Annotated in this window: 17 protein-coding genes; 6 read left to right on the forward strand and 11 right to left on the reverse strand. The window is 72.1% G+C overall.

The genetic code is table 11. From position 1 onward, the window contains the following. Position 1 precedes the first annotated feature (1 nt). Positions 2 to 2,326 carry a hypothetical protein gene (locus tag ACIGA3_RS24295; RefSeq protein ID WP_399719341.1) on the forward strand — a complete coding sequence of 775 codons (2,325 nt, stop codon included), beginning with the start codon at positions 2 to 4 and terminating at the stop codon, positions 2,324 to 2,326. Next, entirely contained in the window at positions 2,326 to 2,973 is a 648-nt protein-coding gene (locus ACIGA3_RS24300; RefSeq protein ID WP_399719344.1) for a hypothetical protein, read from the forward strand. Before ACIGA3_RS24295 ends, ACIGA3_RS24300 begins: the two co-directional genes overlap by 1 nt. Positions 2,974 to 3,050: 77 nt before the next feature. Here ACIGA3_RS24300 and ACIGA3_RS24305 read toward each other — a convergent pair whose 3' ends face one another. Next, positions 3,051 to 3,362, reverse strand: a complete 312-nt coding sequence (locus tag ACIGA3_RS24305) for a WXG100 family type VII secretion target (protein ID WP_399719347.1) — start codon at positions 3,360 to 3,362, stop codon at positions 3,051 to 3,053. A 32-nt stretch (positions 3,363 to 3,394) separates the two neighbouring features. Next, a complete protein-coding gene (locus ACIGA3_RS24310) occupies positions 3,395 to 3,733 on the reverse strand; it encodes a WXG100 family type VII secretion target (protein WP_161150876.1) in 339 nt (112 codons plus the stop codon). A gap of 293 nt (positions 3,734 to 4,026) precedes the next feature. Here ACIGA3_RS24310 and ACIGA3_RS24315 point away from each other — a divergent pair, with 293 nt between their 5' ends. Then, complete coding sequence (locus ACIGA3_RS24315) at positions 4,027 to 4,356, forward strand: DUF397 domain-containing protein (RefSeq protein WP_399719350.1); 330 nt, start codon at positions 4,027 to 4,029, stop codon at positions 4,354 to 4,356. A 64-nt stretch (positions 4,357 to 4,420) separates the two neighbouring features. Here ACIGA3_RS24315 and ACIGA3_RS24320 read toward each other — a convergent pair whose 3' ends face one another. From ACIGA3_RS24320 to eccB, 3 genes are read right to left on the reverse strand one after another with little or no spacing between them, the layout of a single operon-like run. After that, entirely contained in the window at positions 4,421 to 5,911 is a 1,491-nt protein-coding gene (locus ACIGA3_RS24320) for a PQQ-binding-like beta-propeller repeat protein (RefSeq protein WP_399719352.1), read from the reverse strand. Next, a complete protein-coding gene (gene mycP / locus ACIGA3_RS24325; RefSeq protein WP_399719355.1) occupies positions 5,908 to 7,137 on the reverse strand; it encodes a type VII secretion-associated serine protease mycosin in 1,230 nt (409 codons plus the stop codon). Before mycP ends, ACIGA3_RS24320 begins: the two co-directional genes overlap by 4 nt. A 27-nt stretch (positions 7,138 to 7,164) precedes the next feature. After that, a complete protein-coding gene (eccB, locus tag ACIGA3_RS24330) occupies positions 7,165 to 8,688 on the reverse strand; it encodes a type VII secretion protein EccB (RefSeq protein WP_399719357.1) in 1,524 nt (507 codons plus the stop codon). 185 nt (positions 8,689 to 8,873) lie between these two features. On the opposite strand from eccB, the gene eccE reads away from it, so the two are divergent. From eccE to ACIGA3_RS24345, 3 genes are all read left to right on the forward strand, one after another. Continuing rightward, positions 8,874 to 10,208: a type VII secretion protein EccE gene (gene eccE, locus ACIGA3_RS24335; protein ID WP_399719360.1), complete on the forward strand. Its 1,335-nt coding sequence runs from the start codon at positions 8,874 to 8,876 to the stop codon at positions 10,206 to 10,208. Continuing rightward, on the forward strand, positions 10,205 to 10,984 hold the full coding sequence (locus tag ACIGA3_RS24340) for a hypothetical protein (RefSeq protein ID WP_399719362.1): 780 nt from the start codon (positions 10,205 to 10,207) through the stop codon (positions 10,982 to 10,984). The genes eccE and ACIGA3_RS24340 overlap by 4 nt, the downstream gene beginning before the upstream one ends. A 217-nt stretch (positions 10,985 to 11,201) precedes the next feature. Continuing rightward, entirely contained in the window at positions 11,202 to 14,087 is a 2,886-nt protein-coding gene (locus ACIGA3_RS24345) for an SCO5717 family growth-regulating ATPase (protein WP_399719365.1), read from the forward strand. Between the two features lie 71 nt (positions 14,088 to 14,158). Here ACIGA3_RS24345 and ACIGA3_RS24350 read toward each other — a convergent pair whose 3' ends face one another. The 6 genes from ACIGA3_RS24350 to infB form a co-directional block, all read right to left on the reverse strand. Next, the gene (locus ACIGA3_RS24350; protein ID WP_399719368.1) at positions 14,159 to 15,106 is read right to left on the reverse strand and encodes a bifunctional riboflavin kinase/FAD synthetase; all 948 of its coding nucleotides are present in this window, start codon (positions 15,104 to 15,106) and stop codon (positions 14,159 to 14,161) included. Positions 15,107 to 15,230: 124 nt separating this feature from the next. Beyond that, the gene (locus ACIGA3_RS24355; protein ID WP_399719371.1) at positions 15,231 to 18,680 is read right to left on the reverse strand and encodes a trypsin-like peptidase domain-containing protein; all 3,450 of its coding nucleotides are present in this window, start codon (positions 18,678 to 18,680) and stop codon (positions 15,231 to 15,233) included. A 274-nt stretch (positions 18,681 to 18,954) separates the two neighbouring features. After that, the gene (truB, locus tag ACIGA3_RS24360; RefSeq protein WP_399719373.1) at positions 18,955 to 19,860 is read right to left on the reverse strand and encodes a tRNA pseudouridine(55) synthase TruB; all 906 of its coding nucleotides are present in this window, start codon (positions 19,858 to 19,860) and stop codon (positions 18,955 to 18,957) included. After that, positions 19,857 to 20,309, reverse strand: a complete 453-nt coding sequence (gene rbfA / locus ACIGA3_RS24365) for a 30S ribosome-binding factor RbfA (protein ID WP_399719376.1) — start codon at positions 20,307 to 20,309, stop codon at positions 19,857 to 19,859. Before rbfA ends, truB begins: the two co-directional genes overlap by 4 nt. A 41-nt stretch (positions 20,310 to 20,350) precedes the next feature. After that, on the reverse strand, positions 20,351 to 20,644 hold the full coding sequence (locus ACIGA3_RS24370; RefSeq protein WP_030817206.1) for a DUF503 domain-containing protein: 294 nt from the start codon (positions 20,642 to 20,644) through the stop codon (positions 20,351 to 20,353). Positions 20,645 to 20,888: 244 nt separating this feature from the next. Then, the gene (gene infB / locus ACIGA3_RS24375; protein ID WP_399719378.1) at positions 20,889 to 24,014 is read right to left on the reverse strand and encodes a translation initiation factor IF-2; all 3,126 of its coding nucleotides are present in this window, start codon (positions 24,012 to 24,014) and stop codon (positions 20,889 to 20,891) included. Positions 24,015 to 24,096 lie beyond the last annotated feature (82 nt).

The raw sequence follows: 24,096 nt of genomic DNA on the forward strand, positions 1-24,096 counted from the left end.
CATGGTCGCGTTCGACGATCTCCTCCATGCCCGCCTGGGCAGCATGCAGGACGCCGTGGACGACTGGTCGGAGACCGTCAAGAAGCTGAAGACGCTGCAGGAGAAGGCCGAGAACGGCATGCAGCGCAAGGCGGAGAAAGCGGACTGGAAGGGCCAGAACGCCGGCGTCACCCGCCCCTTCATCAAGAAGACCGCCAAGGAGTTCGGCGACGCGGCCAAGGAAGCCGAGAGCATCCGGAACATCCTTCGGGACGCGCATCACGAGTTCAAGTCCGCCAAGGACAAACTCAAGAAGATCGTCGACGACGCTCCCGGGCAGGGCATCCGTATCGACCCGGACGGGACGGTGAGTTACCTCGTCCACCCCGATCGCCGGCCGAAGGGCTACGCCGGCCCGAAGCCGGAGGAGGGTGAGTTCGACCGCGTTCGCGCCGGCATCAAGGAGGCCGTGTCCGCCGCCACCGAGGCGGACGAGACCGCGTCCCGTGCCCTGCGCACCCTTACCGGCAAGGACGAGAACAACTTCTCCGGCACGGAGTACCGCTCCCTGAAACAGGCGGCCCACGTCCAGGACGCCGAGGACGCCAAAGCCGCGGCAAAGCTCGTCGCCAAGGGGGACGGAGCCTCCTCGGAGGAGATCGCGCGCCTGAACAAGTACTTCACGGACAACAAGGGTGACGCGTACTTCGCCGAGCGGTTCGCTCTCGAGGTCGGGGTGAAGGGAAATCTCGACTACTGGGTCGACATGGGAGACCCGTCCGACGGCTCACGTCTCGCGCTCGACCATCCGAAGCAGATCAAGGAGCTCCAGCAGAACTGGAGCATGACGCTGGCCGAGGCGAGCCACTCGCACAGCCCTGCGATGGAGCGCTGGAAGTCGGACGTCATCAGTTCCGGGACCGATGTGGTGCAGAGTCGCGGTACGTCGGCCTACGGCTTCCAGGTGATGAGCAACCTGATGCGCCACGGCTCCTTCGACACCAAGTTCCTGAAGGACTACGGCAGCGCTGTCACGGTCGCGGAGCGCAAGATGACGCACGACGGCGCGCTGCGGCCGGGCCAGGTCTGGAACGCCGGCCTGGGAATGCCGCCTCACCTGAACTGGGACGGCAAGGATCTCGGCCGTGATCCCATGGCCGGCTTCATGGAGGCGCTGGGGCACAACTCCAAGGCGTCCACCGACTTCTTCAACAGCAAGATCGACGTTCCCTCCGACGGTCACGGAGACCACAAGCCCGTCGACGCCTTCAAGTACTTCACGAAGGACCGGGCGTGGGTCGAGGACACGTACAAGGACGGCTACGGCACCAAGTACGGCTACGACAGCCTCGGTCACGCCCTGGAATCCGCGGCGACCGGGCACGCTTACGACGCGCCGGCCGAGGGCCTCAAGGACACACGGACTCTGGACAACGCCAAGGTCGTCCAGAAGATCGTGGGCTTCTACGGCAGCGATCCCAAGTTCTCGCACGAGCAGGGGATCTCGGACAGCCTGGGCAAGATCGGCAGTGCGTACATCGATGAGTTCAATCGCTCGCTGGAGCAGGGGAGCTGGGACTCCACACGTGCGGTTGAGAATTCACCGTTCGGAGCCAAGCTACCTAATGGCGATTCCCGGTTCGGGGCAGATTTCAACGACAAGCTGCTCTTCAACAACAGCGACGCCGTCAACTACCTGAGCATCGTGTCCCAGGGCAAGGAAGGACATGCCCTACTGTCCGCTGCGCAGTCCGTGTACACCGCGCACACCTTGGGTGTCGTTGGCCCCGAACCCGGATCGGCGGAGCTCAAGATGACCGACCTGGCCGACGCTCACACTACTTTGCGTATCGGAGCCGAGACCCACGGGATCCTGGATCACTCTCGCATGGGGCAGATCGATCAGGACTATGAAAAAGACTCGGAAGAGAAGAAGAAGGCGATTGCCCAATCCACTGAATGGATCAAGTTCGGCACGGAGGCGGTGGTGGGTGGGGGAATCGCCATTGCCACCGAGGGAGCAGCTGGTCCCTTCATTCCAGTGATCGCCGATACTGTGGGAAGCGCCGTGGTCAGCGGCCTGGGCATGTACACGGACGAGGCTTCCGAATCGCACGCCAACAGCATGGACAAGGAACTCAAGAAGAACTATGACGACCTTGCTGCGAACGCGCTGAAGCAGGGGCAGGAGCGTTCCCTCATGCCCGCCGAAGCCTACGCGGATGCCCCTGGGTGGAGCACCGAGAACCGGAATGCCATCCGCGAGGACCTTGAGTCCGTGGTCTACAACGGTCGCCTCCGCTTCGGCGATTCAGACCTGCCCGACCCGTACAAAAAGGATGACTGATGCTGCACAGGTTCAACTTCGCAACGGTGGGCATCGCTCTGCTATGTCTTGTTACGGCATGCAGCGCCGACACCACGGCTGATTCCGGAATCCGGGCTGGGGAAGCTTGCGGGAAGTTTGCCCACGATCCTTCAGTGGAGTCCGCCCTGACCAAGATCACGGGAATGGAACGTTTCAGTGACCAAGGGTCGGAACCGAAGGAGGCGCTTGCAACGCTCCGTGCGTCGGACGGAGAGGTGGGCGCATTCGAAACGATGGGGGTACCGAACTGCCTTCTGCGGCCGGCCGCCGGAGGAGGGCAACTCGTCACCGTCTACTTCCGGGAGGCTGTGATCATTTTGAAGGCGAACTCTGAGTCCGAGAAGACTTCTACGTACTACCGGACCGGGGCCTCCGCGGCGTCCGAAGAGCGGGTGTCCTCCATCTACTTCCATTGCCAGATGACGAGTCCGAAGAAGGACATCATCGTCAACGCCAGGCTGGAACGCGAAAGCAAGGTCAAGCTCTCGGGCAAGGAAGCAGCCGACAACCAGATGATCGTCGCCAACGCCGCCGCCAAGAGCGTTGCCCAGCAGCTCGGTTGTCAGGGGACCGGCCTCTCGCAGGGGGCGCCGGAGGCGATCTCCGGGGTCTACGGTCCACACTGAGCCCGCCTCTTTCGGGTGAGAGCCGAAGGGGCGCCACGCGAGATGCGTGGCGCCCCTTCAACGAGTCCCAGCCGGACTCAGCCCATCAGCATCCGGAACCGGGCCGCGTTGCCCTGGTCCGTGTCCTGGTAGCCGACGACCGAGTCGTCGAGGAGCTTGGCGATGCGGGCGAGCTTGTGGGTCATCTGGTCCATCTGCTCGTTGCTGTCGCGCTGGATGTCGGCGTAGGCGGTCTTCGCCTCGCCCTCCCAGGTCTCGGCGACGGCCTTGACCCGGCGCATGAGGGTCTCCAGCTGCTCGGACAGGTTCTTGGCCGTGTTGCGGACGTCGCTGGCGGCCTGGGTGACGGTGTCGTAATTGACCGCGGTGCGGTCTCCTGCGTAGCTCATGCGTCTCTCCCTCGTGGATGCGGGCCTGAGGATCAGGCGAGGTCCGTGATGCGGCTGGTGACCTGGTAGGAGTTGTCGACCTTGCGGATGTCGGAGATCCGCTCCTGCTCCTGGTCGGTGAACCCGCCGACGCTCGCCCGCATCGCCTCCTCCAGGTCGACGAGGTCGTCCTGGAGCTTCTTGAGGTTCTTGTTCACGCCCTGCTGGACGGTGTCGAACTCCTTGCCCGCCGCACCCTTCCAGCCGGCCTGGATCATGTCGACGACCCGGTTGAGGGACGTCACGCGCTCGCTCACCTGGTGGTGGAAGTCCCGGATGTCGTTAGCCAGTCCGGTGAGCGCGTGTGCGCTGAGGTCAACGCCCGAAGCCATACGTTCTTGCCCTCCTCTTGCTGCGACGGTGACCTTCACCACCGCGACGGGTCCGCCGGAACCGAAGTTCCGGCGGTCCTGGCGGGCAAGACCTGCTGCGTGTTCACGCGCCGCGTGGCCGCAGCGTCGCACCGCCCCCGTGCGGTACCACAGTCGTGGCACCCGCAGCCACTCTAGTCATTTCGTCTGGCCCTTCCAACTGCAAAGTCCAGATACGGGAGTTCCGGCTACCGGTACCGTGACGGCTACTGTCACCACAGAGCGTTGAAACGTCGGAAAGGGGTCGCCGCGTCATGACGGAGACGGCTGAGGAGATGAAGGCGCGCAAGGATCGTGAGCGCGACGAGCTGTACGCCCTCGACATCTCCGGCGTCGAATGGCACTGCGCGCCCGGCGCCGAGGAGCACGAGGAGCGGGTGGAGATCGCCTATCTCCCCGACGGCGCCGTGGCCATGCGGTCCTCGCTCGAACCCGAGACCGTGCTGCGCTACACCGAGGCCGAGTGGCGTGCCTTCGTACTCGGCGCGCGCGACGGGGAGTTCGACCTGAAGCCCACGGAGCACAACGGGGGGCTCGCGGCCATCGAGGAGGCCGAGCGAGAGCGTAAGGCTGCCTCCGAGTAGAGGCGCGCACAGCTCAGAAGTAGGCGGGAGGGCCCCTGGGGTCCTCCCGCCTTCTCGCGTCACCTCAGTGCTTCAACCCCGCCGGCCCCACGCCCAGGACCGAAAGCACAGGGCTCTTCGCCTCCTTGTCGTCGCGTTCCATCTCGCGCCGGGCGAAGAAGACATGCCCGTGCTCGTACGCGATCTGGGTCCGCTCCGGGTCGCTGAGGGCGCCCTCGTCGTCCTCCGGGAGGTGGAAGAGGAGGTACGGGGTCTCCTTGTCCGTACGGGAGTTCCACGCGACCACGGCGGCGGGCTGGACGGTGTCGATGCTGCGGCGGTAGAGGACCAGGTCGTCGCCGTCGGCGCGCAGCGGGACGACGTTCTGGAAGGGCCGCCCCTCGAACTTGCCCGCCGTGGTGCCCTTTTCGACATCGAAGGCGACGATGCGGTCGGCGGGCTGGTCGATCTCGGTGCTCTCCTTGGACATGACGTAGAGCCGGTCCTGCCCGACGACCAGGCCGGGGCACTTGTCGAGCACGCCGAAGTACGGGCCGGCGAGGCCGACGCTGCCGCACAGGGGCTCGTAGCCGCTCATGGAGATGGTGGCGGCCCGGTGGCCGTTGGCCCCGTCGAGGGTGATCAGGTCGGTGACGTCGATGTCCCCGGCCTCCACGGCCAGTACGGGCGGGTCCGCGGAGGGCAGGTAGACCCCCTGGACGCCCTTGGAGACCTGGTAGGTCCAGCGGGGCTTTCCGGTGCGGGCGTCCAGCTTCTGCACCCGGTAGGTGGCGTCGCCGGACTGTCCGCACTTGACCAGGGCGAGCAGCGCGCGGCCGCCCGCGTACCCCTGGTCCTGGCACTCGGCGCCGGTGGAGGTGTTCCACAGCTTCCTGCCGCTCGCCATGTCGTAGGCGACCGAGCCGTGGCCCCACGCGATGGCGACGACGCCCTTGGTGAGCGCCAGGTTGGTGTTGGTGACGTAGGCGAAGTCGGCGGCGGGCATCTTCCGCTGCCACAGCTTTTTGCCGGTGTCCAGGTCGACGAGGACGACCTCGTCGCAGACGCCCTTGCCGGCCGAGGCACCGCTGTGGGGTGGCTGGATGACGACGGCGGTGCGATGGTCCGCCGTCATGTCCCGGCTGGTGGCGCAGATGTGGCCGTCGAGTTCGAGGGACCAGGCCGTCTCGTCGTAACCGGGTGCGATCTTGTAGCCCTCCAGGCGGGTGGCCACACCGCGTACGGCGAGTTTCTCGGTGGCCCACAGGCCGGGGCCGTAGCGGGTGTCCGAGGTGAGCTTCTCCTCGTTGTGCTGGACGCTCAGCTCGCCCTCGGGGGAACTCGGCGTCCTCTCGTGCGTCTCGCGCACCTCGTCAGACGCCTGCTTCACCTCTGCCGCCGCGTTCTTCGGGTCGTCGCCGGAAGCGGGCCAGAGGGCCACCGCTCCGATGACGAGAGCGGCGGCCGCCACGACCGCCGCGGCTCCGCCCAGCAGGCGTCTGCGGCGTCTGGTCCGGATCTTGTCCGCGGACTGGGCGGACTCGGTGTAGATGGACGCGGGCGGGCCGAAGCTCACGCTGTGGGGTCCTTTCGGTGACGGCGGCGCAGGTCGCGCGTGACGATGGCCGTGCCCGCGATGACGGCGACGAGGACGACGGCGATGCCGAGCACGTAGGTGGCGTAGCGCCGGTCGCGTTCCTCGGGGGACTCGGCCAGCGAGAAGGGGGCCACATCGGGCACGGGGGCCTTGGACAGGCCGGGGTCGGGCGTGGGGCTGGCGGGCGCGGCGGCGAGGTCAGAGTCCTGGACGGCGCGTACGGGGTCGACGACGCCCCAGCCGACGAAGTTGTCGTGGCCGTTGACCGAGCGTTCGGCGGTCTGCTCGATGCGGGTGACGATCTGGGCGGGGCTCCAGTCGCGGTGCTTCTCCTTGAGGAGGGCGGCGACGCCCGCGACGAAGGGGGCCGAGAAGCTGGTGCCGTTGTCGGTGCACTGGCCGCCGCCGGGGACGGTGGACAGGATGTCCACGCCGGGGGCGGCGACGCCGACGAAGGAGCCGGCCTGGGAGAAGGCGGCGCGTTCGTTGTTGCGGTCCGAGGAGGCGACGGCGAGGACGCCGGGGAAGGCGGCCGGGTAGGTGTTCTTGACCTGTCCGTCGAGGCCGTCGTTGCCGGCGGAGGCGACGACCACGGCCCCGCGCGCGATGGCCCGGCGTACGGCCCCGGCGAGGGCGGAGGTGCCGGAGAGCGGCTTGGTGGTGTCCTGGGAGATGTTGATGACGCCGGCGCCCCTGGCCACGGCGTGGTCGATCGCCTGGGCCATCGAGTCGGAGTCGCCGGTGTTCTGGGCGTCGTTCTGCCGGATCGGGATGATGGTGGCGTTGGGGGCGAGGCCGACGAAGCCGGTGCCCGCGCGGGGGCGGGCCGCGATGATGCCGGCGACCTTGGTGCCGTGTCCGACCTGGTCGTCGGTGGGGTCGGCGCCCTTGCCCTTGGTCAGGAAGTCGCGGCCGAGCGCCTTGTCGACGGCCGGGGCGAGCTGGGGGTTCTTGGTGTCGACGCCGGTGTCGATGACGGCCACCCGGACGCCCTTGCCCTTGTCGGTACCGCGCCACAGCTCGTCCAGCAGGACGCGCTGGAGCGACCAGGGGGTGCCCTTGACGGTCTTGGCGGGGAAGGTGCACTCGCCGCTGCCGTCCAGGTGGAGGGCGGGCGCGGGCGGGGCGGTGCCGAGGGTGGTCAGCAGTACGGCGGCGGTCAGCAGGGTTGCCTTCGCGGGCAGCACTCCTACGGCGCTCCTCATCGTGTTGTCGTCGCGTGGAACGTGCTGTTACGAACCCTGTGGCTGGCGGGCGCCGTTGGTGTCGAGGCGGGGTCCCTTGGCGAGCAGTTCGGACCAGTCGGCGGGCACCTTGGCGGGCCGGACGTTCTCGTAGCCGAGCTTGACCTGGGCCTCGCTGGGCTCGGGGGTGCCGTCGGAGGACTTCTTGTCCTGGGCGCCGATGTCGGAGGTGCGGCTGTCGCTGTCGCCGTTGTTCTGGACGGCGTAGCGCAGACCGGTGTCGGTGACCAGGAAGAGCCCGCCCGCGGTGGTCGCGGTGCCCTGGCTCTGGGTGTAGAGCTCTCCGGTGCCGGGGGTGACGTAGGTGCTGGTGCCGTCGGCGGTGATCTCGGCCGGGTAGTCCTTGCCGGCCCAGGTGCTCAGGGTGGTGGTGTTGTCGCCGGAGACCTCGCGGAGCACGCTGCACACGGTGTCGCGGCCGGAGCTGGAGTCGGCGGCGTTGACCTGGTTCGCGCGCTGCTGGGGCCAGTCGGCGGGCTGCCCGGCGAAGGGGGCGGGGTCGGCGGTGAAGTCCTGGAGGCCGACGGTGCGGGCCTCGCCGTTCATGTCCAGCTTGGCTGTCTGGGGCGAGGTGATGAGCAGCCAGGCGGTGAAGTCGCTGACGGGCTGCACCTTGCCGGGCAGCACGACGTAGTACTTGGTGCCCTCGCCGGTCTCGGTCCGCAGGACCATGCCGACCTTGTTCTCCTCGGGGGCGAGCTGGCCGGGCACCTGGGCCGGGGTGCCGACGCCCGCGGGGAGTTGGGGGAAGCGGATGGGGGCGCCCTGGTGGAGGGTGGCGAGCCATTCCTTGGTGACGAGCTGGGGCCGGCGGCTGCCGACGAGCGCGTTGGTCAGCGGGTCGGCCTCGGTGCCGGTGAGGGCGTAGGCGGTGCCGTGGGCGTCGACGAGGTAGCGGGCGCCGGTGCGGGTCTTGACGTAGAGCACGTCGCCGCCGTCGAGGCGGCCCGCGCCGTCCGTCCTGGGGGCGTCGCGGTGGGCGAGGACGAAGGTGGCCTGCTGGACGGTCTCGCCCTTGCCGCCGGGCTGGTCGCACACGGCCCAGCGCTTGGCGGTGCCCGCGTCGTCGGCGGCGGGGAGCCGGTCGGGGGCGTAGGGGATGCCGAGGATGGGGCCGCGCGACAGCTTGCCGGAGTCGAGGATCTTGTCGCTGACCTGGATGACCTGGTAACCGGCGTCGTTCATCAGCAGGCGGGCGGAGGCGAGGTTGAGCACCGGGTGCAGCCGGTTCGTCTTGCCGGTCCTGAGGACGACGTACCGGGTGGTGGACTGCTTGCCGACGATGACACGGGTGCCGGGCTCGTCCCAGCCGGAGGGGGCGGTGGGCTGGAACATGCCCCAGGCGCCGAAGACGGCCAGGGTCAGCGCGCCCGCGACCATGGTCGGTACGACGGCGCGCAGCGGCTTGGGGGCGCCTTCCTCGGACCCGGACGGCGAGGGCTGGAGGAAGGCCGCGAGGGTGCGCCTCTTCGCAAACGTGTAGGCGTTGAGTTCATCCCGCCGTGATGCCATAAGTGCCTGCTTCTCCCCGTTGTCGCAGTGGCGGGCACCGGTCCCGCGCCGCGATGTCAGACCGGCCCTCTACTATGCATGGTGGCCGCCGGTGCTGGTGGAGCGGGTAGGGTACCGGGGCCTTCGAGGGGCCCGAATGGGATGCCGGGACCTGTGAGTTGTGAGTGATACGGGGGGATTCGGTGATGGCTTCCGGTACGCGGTCGCGCTTGCGGGGCCGGGCGCGGGCCGAGGAACCGCGCGCGCCCGAGCCGGAGCCGGGTGGCGGTCCGGCGGGGCCGCAGGCTCCGACGGCGCCCGGCGGGGCCCACTTCCGGACGACGGGAGGGCAGGTCGGATCGTTTCGCCTGCAACGGCTCGTACTGCTGGAGCTGGCCGTCGCCGTCCTGGTCGTCGGCTGGGTGATCTCGCCCTTCGCGCTGGTGCCCGCCGCGCTGGTCGCGGTGGCGCTGGTACTGCTGGCCGTGGTGCGCCGCCGGGGGCGCACGCTGCCCGAATGGCTGGTCACCGCGCGTGCGTTGAGGGCGCGTCAACAGCGCGCCAGGAACACACCCGTTCCGCCGGGTACGGAGCCCGCGCTGGTGCCCGCGCTCGAATGCGAGCCCGCGCTGCGGACCTACTCGTACGGGGTACGGGACCGGCGGCCGGTCGGGATGGCCGGTGACGGCACGTTCCTCACCGCCGTGCTCCAGGTGGAGGCCGACGCGACGGCGCTGCGCGCGGACCGCAACCGCCAGCCGCTGCCGCTGGCCCTGGTGCGGGACGCGCTGGAGGTCGACGGCATCCGGCTGGAGTCGGCCCAGGTCGTGCTGCACACCCAGCCCGCGCCCGCGCTGCATCTGCCCCAGCAGTCGGTGGCCGTCGCCAACTACCTTCCGCTCCAGGAGCAGACGGGCGCTCCGGCGGTGCGGATCACCTGGATCGCGCTGAAGCTCGATCCCGAGCTGTGCGCGGAGGCGGTGGCCGCGCGCGGGGGCGGGCTCGCGGGGGCGCAGAAGTGCCTCGCGCGGGTCGCGGACCATCTGGCGAGCCGGCTGACGGGCGCGGGCATGCGGGCGACCATCCTCGACGAGGAGGAGCTGATCGGCGCGCTCGCCACCTCCGCCTGCGCCAACCCGCTGGTCACGGCCGAGGCCGGGCGCGGTGAGCGGCGCGAGCGGCGCACCGAGGAGTCGGGGCGGGGCTGGCGCTGTGACAACCGTCGGCACACCACGTACTGGATAAGGCGCTGGCCCCGGCTGGGCGGTGAACGGGGCGAGACGCTGCCGCAGTTCGTCGCGCTGGTCACGGCGACTCCGGCGCTGGCCACCACCTTCAGCCTCACGCTCTCGCGGGCTGAGCGCCAGGAGGTGTCGCTGACCGGTCATCTGCGGGTGACGGGGCGCAGTGACGAGGAACTCGTGGCCGCGCGCCGTTCGCTGGAAGGTGCGGCCCGGCATGCCGGTGCGGGTCTCGCCCGGCTGGACCGTGAGCAACTGCCGGGCATGCTGGCCACGTTGCCGCTGGGAGGCGCGCGATGACGAGCACACAGGCGACCGACGCTCCGGACGCGGAGGCGACGCGGGCGGGGTCCGGGCTGCGCCGGGCCGGGGAGCGGCTGCGGCAGGGGTTCGGGCTGATCGGCCCCCGGCACGGCCGGCACCTCCTGCCCGCCGCCGAACTGGACGCGCTGGCGCTGCCCATCGGGGACGACGGGGTCGTGGCCGGGGTGGACACCGAGGGGCGTCCGGCGGTGCTGGGCGTCAACCGGCCCACTCCGTACGACGTGGTGCTGATCGGCGGCCTGTGGACGGCCCAGGTGCTGGCGCTGCGCACGGCGGCGACGGGCGCGCGGGTCGCGGTGGAGACCGGCAGGCCGCAGTCGTGGATGCAGATGGTGCATGCCATGGGCGGCGGGCAGAACGGGCTCTCGGTGTACGACGTGGGCCGGGTGCCGCCGCAGGGCGCGTCCGCGGGCACGCCGGTGCTGGTGGTGCGGGACTGCGGGATGCGGCCGCCGCGCGGGCGGGTGGCGGCGGGGCCCTGGCAGTCGGTGGTGACGCTGCTGCCGTATCTCAGCCCGGTCGCGCCCCGGTTGCTGCGGCAGGCGCGGCTCACCGGCATCCAGCGGGTCTCGCCGGACGAGGCGGCCGAGCTGGGGCGCACGATGGGGCTGTCGCGGGCCGAGGTGGAGTCGCTGCCGGGGCTGCCCGACGGGGTCACCCTGTGGTGCACCGACCGGGACCGGCAGTATGTGCTGACCCAGCCCACCGACGCCGAGATCGGATTGCTGGGCAACCCGCGCCGGATGGACTGAACGGACCTTTCCCGCCCGCTTTGTTCGCGTTTTGAGCGTTCCGAGGGTGAACCGGGCCTGCCGGGGTGAGACTCGTGGTGATTAGGCTGGGAGCGGGCGCGTTGCCGAAACCTGTGGACGGGCGCCGTCCCTGGGGGGAGGGCCGGTGGACCGGGCTGTCACTCGACCCGGTCGCCCCGGCACGCGATGAAAGTGCTCGACCACACCAGGAGGAACTGTGAGCAGCGATCGGGACGGTATGCGCGGGGGCTGGGCCACACCCGACGACGACCAGCCCGACGCGGAGTCGGCCGTCGAGAACACGGGCGAGTTCACCATCGACTACGCGCCGCCCGCCTGGTACACGCAGAACGCGTCGTCGTCCGGTGGCTCTCCTGCGACTCCGGTCGGCTCGGGTGCGTCGGGTGCCCCGGCCGGCGACGGTACGAACGGTTCCGGTGAGCCCGCTCCGGCGCTGGTGCCGCCGTTCCCCGCGACGCCGCCCGCGCCCGGTGCGCCGTTCACGCCGCCTGCCCCGGCGAGCGGTCCCGGTGCGCCGTACGCGCAGCCCGCCCCGTCGGGCCCGCCCGCGCCGCCGGTCGGCAGCCCCGTTCCGGCGCCGCCGCTGCCCACGGGGGTCGAAGCGCCGCGGTCCGATGATGCTCCGGCGCCCGCCGCCCCGGAGCCCGAGCCGGAGAACGGGGACCTGGAGAGCGGCGCGACCATGCGCTTCTCCGCCGCGGCGCTGAAGCGGGAGATCGCGGAGCGCGAGGCGGCGGAGGCCGGGGCGCCGGACTCCGACGACGAGGATGCCGAGGACGGCGAGGACGGCGAGGATGCCGAGGGCGCGCCGGGCGCCGACGCGGCCGAGGACGCCGACGACCGGCCGAGCGCCGCCGCTGAGACCGAGGACGAGGACGGCGCGGCCACCGGCGAGGCGGAGTCCCCTCAGGACGACCCCGCCGAGGACGACGCGGAGCAGGACACCACCGAGGACTCCGCGCAGGAGGCCGAAGCCCCGGAAGCCGAGACCGGGAGCGAGGACGCCCCGGAGGCACCGGCCGCCGAGGCCCCGGCTCCCGAGGCCCCCGCCTGGACTCCCCCGCCCGTCCCGCAGCAGGGCGTCCCCCCGCTGCCCCCGTCGTACCAGCCCGCCGCGCCCGCCCCGGCGGCGCAGTGGCCCGCGCAGGCCGGCCCCATGCCGGGTCAGCCGCCGCACGCGCCCGCGCAGGACCAGGCGCCGGTGCCCCCGCAGCAGCCGCCGTTCCCGCCGCAGCCCGCACCCGCCGCCTGGGACCAGTCCGGCGCCCCCGCGCAGCCCACGGGCCCCAACCCGCCCGCTCCCGCGCCCGGTTACGGCTTCCCGCCCCAGCAGGGCGCCCCGCAGCCGCCCCCGGCCGCTCCCAACCCCGCGCCGGGCTACGGCTTCCCGAACACCGCCCAGCCCAACCCGCCCGCCCAGCAGCCCGGTTACGGCTTCCCGCCGCACCAGGGCGTGCCCCAGCAGCCCCCGACGGGACCCACCCCGCCCCCCGGCTACAGCTTCCCGCAACAGCAGACCAGCTCCCCGCAGCCCCCGGCGGACCCCGCTCAGCCGCCCTCGTACGGTTTCCCGCAGCAGCAGGGCGTGCCCCAGCAGCCCCCGGCCGGCCCCACCCCACCCCCCGGCTACGGCTTCCCCCAGCAGCAGACCAGCTCCCCGCAGCCTCCCAACCCCCCTGCCCCGCCCGCCGGTTACGGCTTCCCGCAGGGGCCGGAGGGGCAGGCACCCGACCCGCGTGCCGGTGCCGCGTGGCCGCAGCCCGTGCAGCACGACCAGCGGCAGCCGACGCATCCGGGTGCCGCGCCGCTTGGTTACACCGCGGCCGTGGAGCTGTCCTCCGACCGGCTGGTGAACAACAAGCGGCAGAAGACGCGCAGTGGACGCCCGGCGACGGCCGCGTCCCGGTTCAAGCTGGGCGGCAAGAAGGAGGAGGCGGAGCGGCAGCGCAAGCTGGAGCTGATCCGCACCCCGGTGCTGTCCTGCTACCGGATAGCGGTGATCAGCCTCAAGGGCGGGGTCGGCAAGACGACCACGACCACCGCGCTGGGTTCCACCCTGGCCTCCGAGCGGCAGGACAAGATCCTCGCCATCGACGCCAACCCGGACGCGGGCACGCTCGGCCGCCGGGTGCGCCGGGAGACCGGCGCGACCATCCGTGACCTGGTGCAGGCGATCCCGCATCTGAACTCGTACATGGACATCCGGCGGTTCACCTCGCAGGCGCCCTCGGGTCTGGAGATCATCGCCAACGACGTCGACCCGGCCGTCTCGACCACGTTCAACGACGAGGACTACCGGCGCGCGATCGACGTGCTCGGCAAGCAGTACCCGGTCATCCTGACCGACTCGGGCACCGGTCTGCTGTACAGCGCGATGCGCGGGGTGCTGGACCTCGCCGACCAGCTGATCATCATCTCCACCCCCTCGGTGGACGGCGCGAGCAGCGCCAGCACCACGCTGGACTGGCTGTCCGCGCACGGCTACGCCGACCTGGTCTCCCGGTCGATCACGGTGATCTCCGGGGTCCGCGAGACCGGCAAGATGATCAAGGTCGATGACATCGTGTCGCACTTCGAGCAGCGGTGCCGGGGTGTGGTCGTGGTGCCGTTCGACGAGCATCTGTCGGCCGGTGCCGAGGTGAACCTCGACATGATGCGGCCGAAGGTGCGGGAGGCGTACTTCACGCTCGCGGCCATGGTCGCCGAGGACTTCGTACGGCATCAGCAGGCGCACGGGCTGTGGACCAGGGACGGCAACCCGCCTCCGGTCGCGGCTCCGCCGATGCCGGGGCAGCAGGGTGCGGGCCAGCCGTACCCGCCCCAGTCGTACCCGCAGCAGCCCGGCCAGCCGTTCGTACCGGGCCAGCAGTCGTACCCGCCCCAGCCGTATCCGCAGCAGCCCGGCCAGCCGTTCGTACCGGGCCAGCAGTCGTACCCGCCCCAGCCGTATCCGCAGCAGCCGCAGGGCCAGCCGTACCCGCCGCAGCCCGGCCACCCGCAGGCCGCCCCCGGCCACCCGCAGTACCCGCCGTACCCGGGCCCGCCCCAGGCGCAGCCCCCGCAGGCGCCCCCGCAGCAGTAGCCAAAGACGGCGAAGGGCGGCCGGTGCTCAGCGCACCGGCCGCCCTTTCCCTTGCGGGACTTGCGAAAGAACTACGCGTCCGCGGCCACGATCTCCCGGCACCGCTCCACATCCGCGCCCATCTGCTCCAGCAGGCCCTCCAGCGAGTCGAACTTCGCCTGGCCGCGCACATAGGCGAGGAACTCGACGGCGACGTGCAGCCCGTACAGGTCGAGGCCGACGCGGTCGATGGCGTACGCCTCCACGGTGCGCTCGGTGCCGTCGAACTGCGGGTTGGTGCCGACCGAGATCGCGGCGGGCATCGTCTCGCCCTGGGCGCGCAGATATCCGGCGTAGACGCCGTCGGCGGGGATGGCGGTGTGCGGCAGGGTCTCCACGTTGGCGGTGGGGAAGCCGAGTTCGCGGCCGCGCTGGGCGCCCCGGACGACCACGCCCTCCACCCGGTGCGGGCGGCCCAGGATCTCGCGGGCCCCGGCGACATCGCCCGCGGCGATCAGGGTGCGGGTCAGCGTGGACGAGAACGGCTTGCCGCCGCCCGCCTCGCCGGTGACGTACAGGTCGACGATCTCCACCTCGAAGTCGTAGACCCGGCCCTGTTCGGCGAGGAAGTCCACGGTGCCGGCCGCGCGGTGCCCGAAGCGGAAGTTCGGGCCCTCCACGACGGCCTTGGCGTGCAGCTTGTCGACCAGGACCTTGACGACGAAGTCGGCCGGGGACAGCTGCGAGAACTCGGGGGTGAAGGGCAGTACGAGCACCGCGTCCACCCCGAGGTCCGCCATCAGTTCGCACCGGCGCGGGTGCGGGGCGAGCAGCGGGGGGTGGCTGCCGGGCCGCACGACCTCGCTGGGGTGCGGGTCGAAGGTGACCACGACGGCCGGGACGCCCAGCTTGCGGGCGCGGTCGACGGCGTGCTCGATGATCAACTGGTGGCCGCGGTGGACACCGTCGTAGGACCCGATGGTGACGACGCTGCGCCCCCAGTCCTGAGGGATGTCCTCCAAGCCACGCCAGCGCTGCACTGTGACCGCTCCTCGAACCCGTGTCCGTGTCTGACTCTTGTGCAGGTCCAAGAGTGCCATGCCGGGTCACCGGGCTCCGCATCGGTACGCCCCCTGTGACCGGGCGCACGCCGAAAACCCCTGCTCACGCGGGTACGGGTGTCCCGGCCCGCTCCTCGATCGCACGCCGGACGCCGGGGCCGACGACGGCGGCCCAGTCGTCCGGCGCCTCCGTCAGCCAGCGGGCGAGCCGGGCGGCGAAGCCGGGCAGCTCACGGACGAGGCCCGTCAGACGGTGGTCGCCGCCCTCGGGGGTACGGCCGAGGAGGCGGGCGGTGCGGTGGACGAGCCCCCGGGCTTCCTCCGCCGACGGGTCCGCGCCGTCGCCGTCGCTGTCCAGGAGGGCGGCGGCCGCGCGCAGCACCGCGACCAGGACGTCCGGGTCCCGTTCATGGGCGAGCAGCAGGTCCAGCAGTTCGCGGCGCAGCGGGGTCGTGGCCGGGGTGCCGGGGGCGACGAGGACGGCGGCGAGGGCGGCGCGGACCGGTTCGAAGCCCTTGCCGAGCAGCCCGGTGAGCAGGGGCAGCAGTTCGGCGCGCGCGGTGGGGCCGTGACCGATGCGGCGGTCGACGTACTCGGCGACGAGGGGCGCGGTCTCCGGGCGGGGCGCGACCGTCTCCCGGACCAGGACGGCGACGCGGCGGGCGAGCGCCGGATCGGTGACGTCGGCCAGCGCGCGCAGGGCGCGGGCGGGGTCCGGGCCGCGCCGCAGCCGGGCCCGGAAGGCGTCGAGCACCGTGTCGGGGTGGGTGGCCAGGGCCGGGAGGAGGGCGGTGGGCGGCAGCCCGCTGTCGCCGGCCGTGAAGTGGCGCAGCGCCCGTGGCAGGTGCTGGTCGCGGCTGACCGGGTCGACGGCCAGCAGGGCCAGGGCACCGCCGTGCAGGGCGCGGTCGGCAGGGCGGGCCAGCAGGGCCTGGGCGGCGCGGCGCAGCAGGGTGTGGTCGGCGGGGGTGCCGGCGTGGGGTGCGGTGCGGCGGGCGAGGACCAGGGCGGTGGCCCGGTGGTCGGGGTCCTCGTAGTGGGCCCAGCGGTCGACGGCACGGCAGGCGGCGGAGGGCTCGTCCTCGGCGAGGACGGCGAGCAGTTCCACGGCTCTGCGGTGGCCGCTGTCGATCAGGGCCTCGGTGAGGTGGTCGAGCGCGCCGTGGCGATGGGTGTGCAGCAGGGCCTGGGCGGCGGTGGCCACGGTGGCGTGCGGGGTGGCGGGCAGCGGGCACTCGTCCTCGAACCAGCGGGTGAGGTGGGGCTGGCCCGCGGCCGGGTCGGCGGCGAGCAGCCGGGCCACCGCGTCCAGGTACCGCTCCCCCACGCCCTCGGGCACGGCCGGGTCCGCCAGTACCAGCCGCCGCAGCAGGGCGAACCGCTCGGCGTCGGGCAGGGCGAGGGCGGTCCAGAAGGCGGGCCCGAACTCGGCGGGCACGGTCTGGCCCGCGCGCCGCCAGGCCACGATGCGGTCGGCGAGGAAGCGCAGCACCTCGCGGTACGGCAGGGCGTCCGGGGTGCGCAGCAGGGTCCGGGTGAGCAGCCGGGCGGCCCACCAGGAGGCCGGGTCCAGATCGAGGGCGTCGGCCAGCTCCCGCAGCCGGAAGGCGAGTTGGCGGGGTCCGCGGCGGCGGCCGAGGAGCAGCAGGGCCTGGACGACGGGCCCGATCCGGTGGTGCGGCACCGGCAGCACCCCGGGCGGGCGCTCGGCGTGCGGGCGGTGGACCAGTACGTGCAGCGCCTCGTCCAGGTCGAGATGCGTGCCCTGGACCCAGTCGGCGAACTCTTCGTGCGCGAAGCGGTAGCCGCTCCCGGAGCGGATCAGCAGCCCCTCGGCGAGGACTGCGGACGCCCACCCGGTGGCCCCGCCGAGCCGGGCCGGGGCGCGCCCGTGCGGGAAGACGGCCTCGAAGGTCTCCCGGTCCAGCGCGCCCTGCCCATGCCCGAGGGCGCGCCGGGCGGCCTCGTGCACCTGACCGGCGACTCTGGTGGCGAGGCGTCGTACGGCGGTGTCGGCGAGGCCGTTGGCGGCCGCGAGCCGCTCGGCGACGCGCAGGCACATCAGGTCGAGGTGGGCGGCGAAGACGTCGTGCCGGTCCAGGGGCCCGATGGGCGCGTCGGCCGGGAGCGCGGCGCGCACCTCGGACAGCAGGCGCAGGGCGAGCGGATGCCGGGCGTCGGCGTCGGTGAGGGCGCCGTCGGGGATGCCGTGCCGGGAGCGGGCCGCGCGGGCCTCCTGCCGGGTGAGCCCCGTCAGACGCAGGCGCGCGGGGGACATTCCGGCGGCGCTCTCCCAGAACTCGTCCCGGCAGGCCAGCACCAGCCGGGCTCCGGTGGCGCGCAGCCAGTCGGCGGTGCCCCCGGCCCACTCGGGCAGCAGGGCGGCCGGCATCTCCTCGGGGGCGTCGAGGCACAGCAGGAGCGGGCGCCCCTCCCGCGCGGCCAGCGCGGCGGGCCGCTCGGGGTCGATCTCGCCGAGGCCGGCCGGGCGGCCGGGACCGGAGGCGGCGGCGACGGGCGCGGCCCGCTCCAGCGCCCGTCGGACCGCGTCGGCCACGGAGTCGTCGGTGTCCTGGAGGTCGGCTCCGCGCAGCCACAGCGTGGGAGCCGGGGCGTCGCTCCGCCGACGCCGGGCAGCGAGCGCCGCCAGCTCGGTCGTACGGCCGCTGCCGGGGTCGCCGGTGAGGGCGAGCACGGCGTGCGACCCTTCCATGAAGTCGGCCAACTCCCGCTCCACCGATGCCCGTTCGACAACGCCGGCCAGTCCGGTGAGGGTGCCGGGCGGGCCGTCCTGGCTGACGGAGGCGGCGCACAGCTGGAGGACTCCGGCGAGGTTGAGGTCGGCGCCGTAGGCCGGGACGGTGGTCGCGTTGCGGGCGAGCAGCGCGGTGAGCGCGGGGTCCGCCTCGCCGGGCGGGCGTACGGGGGCGGCGAAGCCGGAGTCCCGTACGGCGGAGCGCAGGGTGGCGCCGAGGACGCCGAGGACCGCGCCGGTGCGGGCGTCCAGGACGGGGCCGCCGGTCGTACCGCCGCCGGGGCGGAGCGCGTCGCGGGCGGCGGTGCCGAGCGCGAGTTCCAGCGCGTCGGCGATGACCTGGCTGCGGCCTTCGGCGGGGTAGGCCGCCGGTACGGCGGTGAGCACCCGTACCTCGCGCCAGCCTCCTGCCGCGATCCGTACGTAGGTGCCCGCCTCGATCCGCTCGCGCACGGTCAGCGGCAGCGGGGCCACGCCCAGGTTCTCGGTGCGGACGAGCGCGAGCCCGTGTCGCGGCAGCGGGACGACGGCCTCGGCGTCGACCACGCGAGTGCGCCCGTCCGCCGCGCGCAGCACCAGCTGGGTCAGGCCCTCGACGGCCTCGTGGCTGGTGAGCAGGGTGCCGTGGTGGTCGGCGAGGAAGCCGGTGCCGCGCGGGCGCCCGGAGAGGTCGCGGATCTGCACCAGGGCGTCCGCGCAGTCGCCGGAACGCTCGGACCGGTCGGACGGCTCGGCCCGGGTAAGCACCACGGCCGCCGTCCCGTCACCGCTCCCCGTTCGCGGCCCCTCTTCCGCCATCGCCTGCCTCCCCACCCATGCACCCGCCTGCACTCGCGTTTCATCTCGACGGTAGGCGCGTGATGATCACGGGAACAGGGCGTGGGACGAAAGCGCCCCCTTCCGCTCCCCCGGTTCACTCCGAGCGCCCGTCCGGACGGGTGAATCGGCGGGGTGAAGTGGATAGACGTCAGGGGTGGGGGAACCGAGGGGGGACCGTGGAGCGGCGGGTGTGGCACGTACCCCGTGACCGCCGCTCCACGGGCACACCCGTGGCGTTCCGGAGGAGGCCCGGTCAGCCGAAGACGGCGAGGCTCTTGGCCTTGCCCTTCTGCTCCTCGACGAGCGCGAGGAACCGGCCCTCGGGGTCGAAGACCGCGACCGAACCCACGCCCGCGTACACCTCGGGCATCTCCAGCCGGACGCCGTTCAGCAGCAGCCGGCCGCGCCCCGCGTCCACGTCCCAGCGGGGGAACGCGGCGGAGGCGGCCTCGGCGACCGGCATCACGGTCAGCTCCTCCTGGAGCTGGTCCAGGGTCCGGGCGGAGTCCAGCTTGTACGGGCCGACCCGCGTCCGGCGCAGCGCCGTGAGGTGGCCGCCGACGCCCAGGTCGGCGCCCAGGTCGCGGGCGAGGGCGCGGATGTAGGTGCCGGAGGAGCACACCACGGAGACGACCAGGTCGAGCACGGGGGTGCCGTCCTCGGCGACGGCGTCCCGGACGTCGTACACCGTGAAGGAGGAGACGGTCACCGGGCGGGCCGGGATCTCGAAGTCCTCGCCCTCACGGGCCCGCTTGTAGGAGCGCACGCCGTCGATCTTGATGGCGCTGACCTTGGACGGCACCTGCATGATGTCGCCGCTCAGCTTGGCGACACCGGCGTCGATCGCCGCGCGGGTCACCTTGGAGGCGTCGGCGGAGGAGCTGATCTCCCCCTCGGCGTCGTCGGTGAGGGTGTTCTGGCCGAGCCGGACGGTGCCCAGGTACTCCTTCTCGGTCAGGGCGAGGTGCCCGAGGAGCTTGGTGGCGCGCTCCAGACCGAGGACGAGGACACCGGTGGCCATGGGGTCGAGGGTGCCGGCGTGGCCCACGCGGCGGGTCCGGGCGATCCCGCGCATCTTGGCGACCACGTCGTGCGAGGTGAAGCCCGACGGCTTGTCGACGATGACAAGGCCGTCGGGCGGGGTGGGCTTGGCTGTCATTCGGCGGTGTCGTCCGTCTCGTCGTCGGACTCCGGCTTGCGGTACGGGTCCGCGCCACCGGCGTACGGGGCGCCCGCGGACGCCTCGCGCACCTGGGCGTCGGACTGCCGTGCCCGGTCGAGGAGGTCCTCGATGTTGCGGGCCGTGTCCGGCAGGGCGTCCGCGACGAAGGCCAGGGTCGGCGTGAACTTGATTCCGGCCGCGCGGCCGACCTCGGAGCGCAGGATGCCCTTGGCGCTCTCCAGGCCCGCGGCGGCGGCCGCCCGCTCCTCGTCGTCGCCGTAGACCGTGTAGAAGACGGTCGCCTCCCGCAGGTCACCCGTGACCCGCGTGTCCGTGATGGTGACGTGCGAGCCGAGCCGCGGGTCCTTGATCCCCCGCTGCAGCTTCTGGGCCACCACCTCGCGGATGAGGTCCGCCAGCCTTTTCGCCCGAGCGTTGTCGGCCACTGGTCCGTCTCCCGTTCTTTCTTCTTCTCGCGTTTTCGTGGTCAGTCGTCGTCGCCGTGGAAGCGCCGTCGCACGGACAGCAGCTCCACTTCGGGGCGGGCGGCGACCAGCCGTTCGCACTGGTCCAGTACGTCGGTGAGGTGCGCCGCGTCGCCGGACACCGTGGCGAGGCCGATGAGCGCTCGCCGGTGCAGGTCCATATGGTCCACCTCGGCCGCGCTCACGGAGTACTTCCGCTGGAGTTCGGCGACGATCGGGCGGACGACGGAGCGCTTCTCCTTCAGCGAGTGGACGTCGCCGAGGAGGAGGTCGAAGGACAGAGTCCCCACGTACATGTGCAACCGGTTAACCCGCCGGTACGGGATCGGTGGCCCCTCGTCCGTATGGCCGGGGACACCAAGAACGGTACCGCTTACCCGCCGATGGCTCGACAGGGTTTACGGCACCGTGAGCTGCGGTCCCGCCTGGGGGCCCCGCCCCCGGACCCCCGGCTGAAGGAGGGTCCGGGGGCGGAGCCCCCAGGTGACGGCGCCGGCCGACGGAACCCGGAGGTCCCATCGGCCGACGCGCAGCGCAGCGTTACGCGCGCGGCTTCTCGCGCATCTCGTACGTCGCGATGACGTCGTCGACCTTGATGTCGTTGAAGTTTCCGAGGTTGATACCACCCTCGTAGCCTTCGCGGATCTCGGTGACGTCGTCCTTGAAGCGACGCAGCCCGGAGATGTTGAGGCTCTCCGCGATGACCTTGCCGTCGCGGATGAGGCGCGCCTTGGTGTTGCGCTTGACCTCGCCCGAGCGGACCAGGACACCGGCGATGTTGCCGAGCTTGGACGACTTGAAGACCTCGCGGATCTCCGCCGTGCCGAGCTCGACCTCCTCGTACTCCGGCTTGAGCATGCCCTTGAGGGCCGCCTCGATCTCCTCGATGGCCTGGTAGATCACCGAGTAGTACCGGACGTCGACGCCCTCGCGCTCCGCCATCTGCGCCGCGCGGCCCGCAGCGCGGACGTTGAAGCCGATGACGATGGCGTCGGAGCCGGTCGCCAGGTTGATGTCCGACTCGGTGACCGCACCCACACCGCGGTGCAGGACACGGATGTCGACCTCTTCACCGACGTCGAGCTGGAGCAGCGAGGACTCGAGAGCCTCCACCGAACCGGACGCGTCGCCCTTGATGATGAGGTTGAGTTCCTGCACCAGACCGGCCTTGAGGGCCTCGTCCAGGTTCTCCAGGGAGAACCGGACACCCCGGCGGGCGAAGTTGGCGTTGCGCTCGCGCGCCGCCCGCTTCTCGGCGATCTGACGCGCCGTGCGGTCCTCGTCGACGACCAGGAAGTTGTCGCCGGCGCCCGGGACGTTGGTGAGACCGAGGACGAGGACCGGGGTCGAGGGACCCGCCTCTTCCACGTTCTCGCCCTTGTCGTCGAGCATCGCGCGGACACGGCCGTACGCGTCGCCGACCACCATGGTGTCGCCGACCCGCAGGGTGCCTCGCTGCACCAGGACGGTCGCGACGGCACCGCGGCCGCGGTCGAGGTGGGACTCGATCGCAATACCCTGCGCGTCCTGCTCCGGGTTGGCCCGCAGGTCGAGCGAGGCGTCCGCGGTGAGGACCACGGCCTCCAGCAGGCTCTCGATGTTGAGGCCCTGCTTGGCGGAGATGTCGACGAACATGGTGTCGCCGCCGTACTCCTCGGCCACCAGACCGTACTCGGTCAGCTGACCGCGCACCTTGGTCGGGTCGGCACCCTCGACGTCGATCTTGTTGACCGCGACCACGATCGGCACGTCGGCCGCCTTGGCGTGGTTCAGCGCCTCGACCGTCTGCGGCATGACACCGTCGTTGGCCGCGACGACCAGGATCGCGATGTCGGTCGACTTCGCACCACGGGCACGCATGGCGGTGAACGCCTCGTGACCCGGGGTGTCGATGAAGGTGATCTTGCGCTCTTCGCCGTTGACCTCGGTCGCGACCTGGTACGCACCGATGTGCTGCGTGATACCGCCGGCCTCGCCCGCGACGACGTTCGTCTTGCGGATGGTGTCCAGCAGTCGGGTCTTACCGTGGTCGACGTGACCCATGACGGTCACGACCGGCGGACGCGCGACGAGGAACTCCTCGCCACCCTCGTCCTCGCCGAACTCGATGTCGAAGGACTCGAGCAGCTCGCGGTCCTCCTCCTCGGGGCTGACGATCTCGAGGACGAAGTTCATCTCGTCCGCGAGGAGCTTCAGCGTCTCGTCGGAGACGGACTGCGTGGCAGTGACCATCTCGCCGAGGTTCATCATCACGCCGACGAGCGACGCCGGGTTGGCGCCGATCTTCTCCGCGAAGTCGGTGAGGGACGCACCGCGGGACAGACGGACGGACTGTCCGTTGCCGCGAGGCAGCATCACGCCGCCGACGGACGGGGCCTGCATGGCCTCGTACTCCTGGCGCCTCTGCCGCTTCGACTTGCGACCACGACGCGCGGGACCACCGGGACGACCGAAGGCGCCCTGCGTGCCACCGCGGCCACCGGGACCACCGGGACGACCGCCGAAGCCGGGACGGCCACCGCCGCCACCACCGGGACGACCGGCGAAACCGCCGCCACCGCCACCGGCACCGGGACCACCGGGACGACCGGCGAAGCCGCCGCCACCGCCACCGGGACGGCCGGCGAAGCCGCCGCCACCCGGACGACCGCCGCCGCCACCACCGGGACGACCGCCGGCACCGGGACCGCGGCCACCGGGGCCACCGCCGCCGGGACGCGGGCCCGCGGCGGGACGCTGCGGCATCATGCCGGGGTTGGGACGCGGGCCGGCCGGGCCGGGACGCGGACCACCCTGCGGACGGGGCATGCCGGAGGGCGCCGGACGGGGACCGCCCGGACCCTGCGGACGCGGACCGCCACCCTGGGCACCCGGACCCTGCGGACGGGGACCGGCGCCGGGGGCACCGGGACCGCCTGCCGGACGGGGACCGCCCTGCGGACGGGGCGCCTGCGGGCGCGCCATGCCGGTGGAGCCACCGGAGGTGAAGGGGTTGTTACCCGGACGGGGACCGGCCGGACGACCGCCGGGACGCGGGGCCTGGCCACCGGAGCGCGGAGCGCCCTGGCCGGGACGGCCCGACTGGCCCTGACCCTGACCCTGACCCTGAGCGGGAGTGGCCGGACGGGCACCACCGGGCTTGGGAGCGCCGGGGCGGGCGCCACCGGCACGCGGACCCTGCGCGGCGGGAGCCTGCGCGGCGGGAGCCTGCGGAGCCTGGGCGGCCGGCGGAGCGGTGAACTCCGGGGCGGCCGGGGCCGGGCGAGGCGCGGGCTTGGGACCCGGCACCGGACGCGGGCCGGGAGTGGCCGGCGCGGGAGCCGAGGGAGCCTCCGGGGCAGCGGGCTGCTGCGCGGCGGGCTTGGGGGCGCCCGGCTTCGGGGCGGACGGCCCGTCCCCCACGGCCTTGGCGGCGTGGGAGGTGCCCCCAGCCGGCGCCGGGGAGGGCGCGCCGGGCTTGGGGGATGCCTTGCGCGGGGCGGGCTTGCCGGCGGACTTGCCGTTGCCACCGCCCTGGAAGGCGTCGGTCAGCTTGCGTACGACAGGCGCTTCGATCGTCGAAGACGCCGAACGGACGAATTCACCGAGTTCCTGGAGCTTGGCCATGACGACCTTGCTCTCGACACCGAACTCCTTGGCGAGTTCGTATACCCGGACCTTAGCCACTTCGCTCCTTTGAGGTCCGGGTGAAGCCGGACCGTCGCTAGTTCATGGGCGTACTCATCGCGTACTCATCGAGTGCTCATCG

It is taken from the genome of Streptomyces sp. NPDC085596 (assembly GCF_044541565.1).
In the GTDB taxonomy this organism is placed as follows: domain Bacteria; phylum Actinomycetota; class Actinomycetes; order Streptomycetales; family Streptomycetaceae; genus Streptomyces.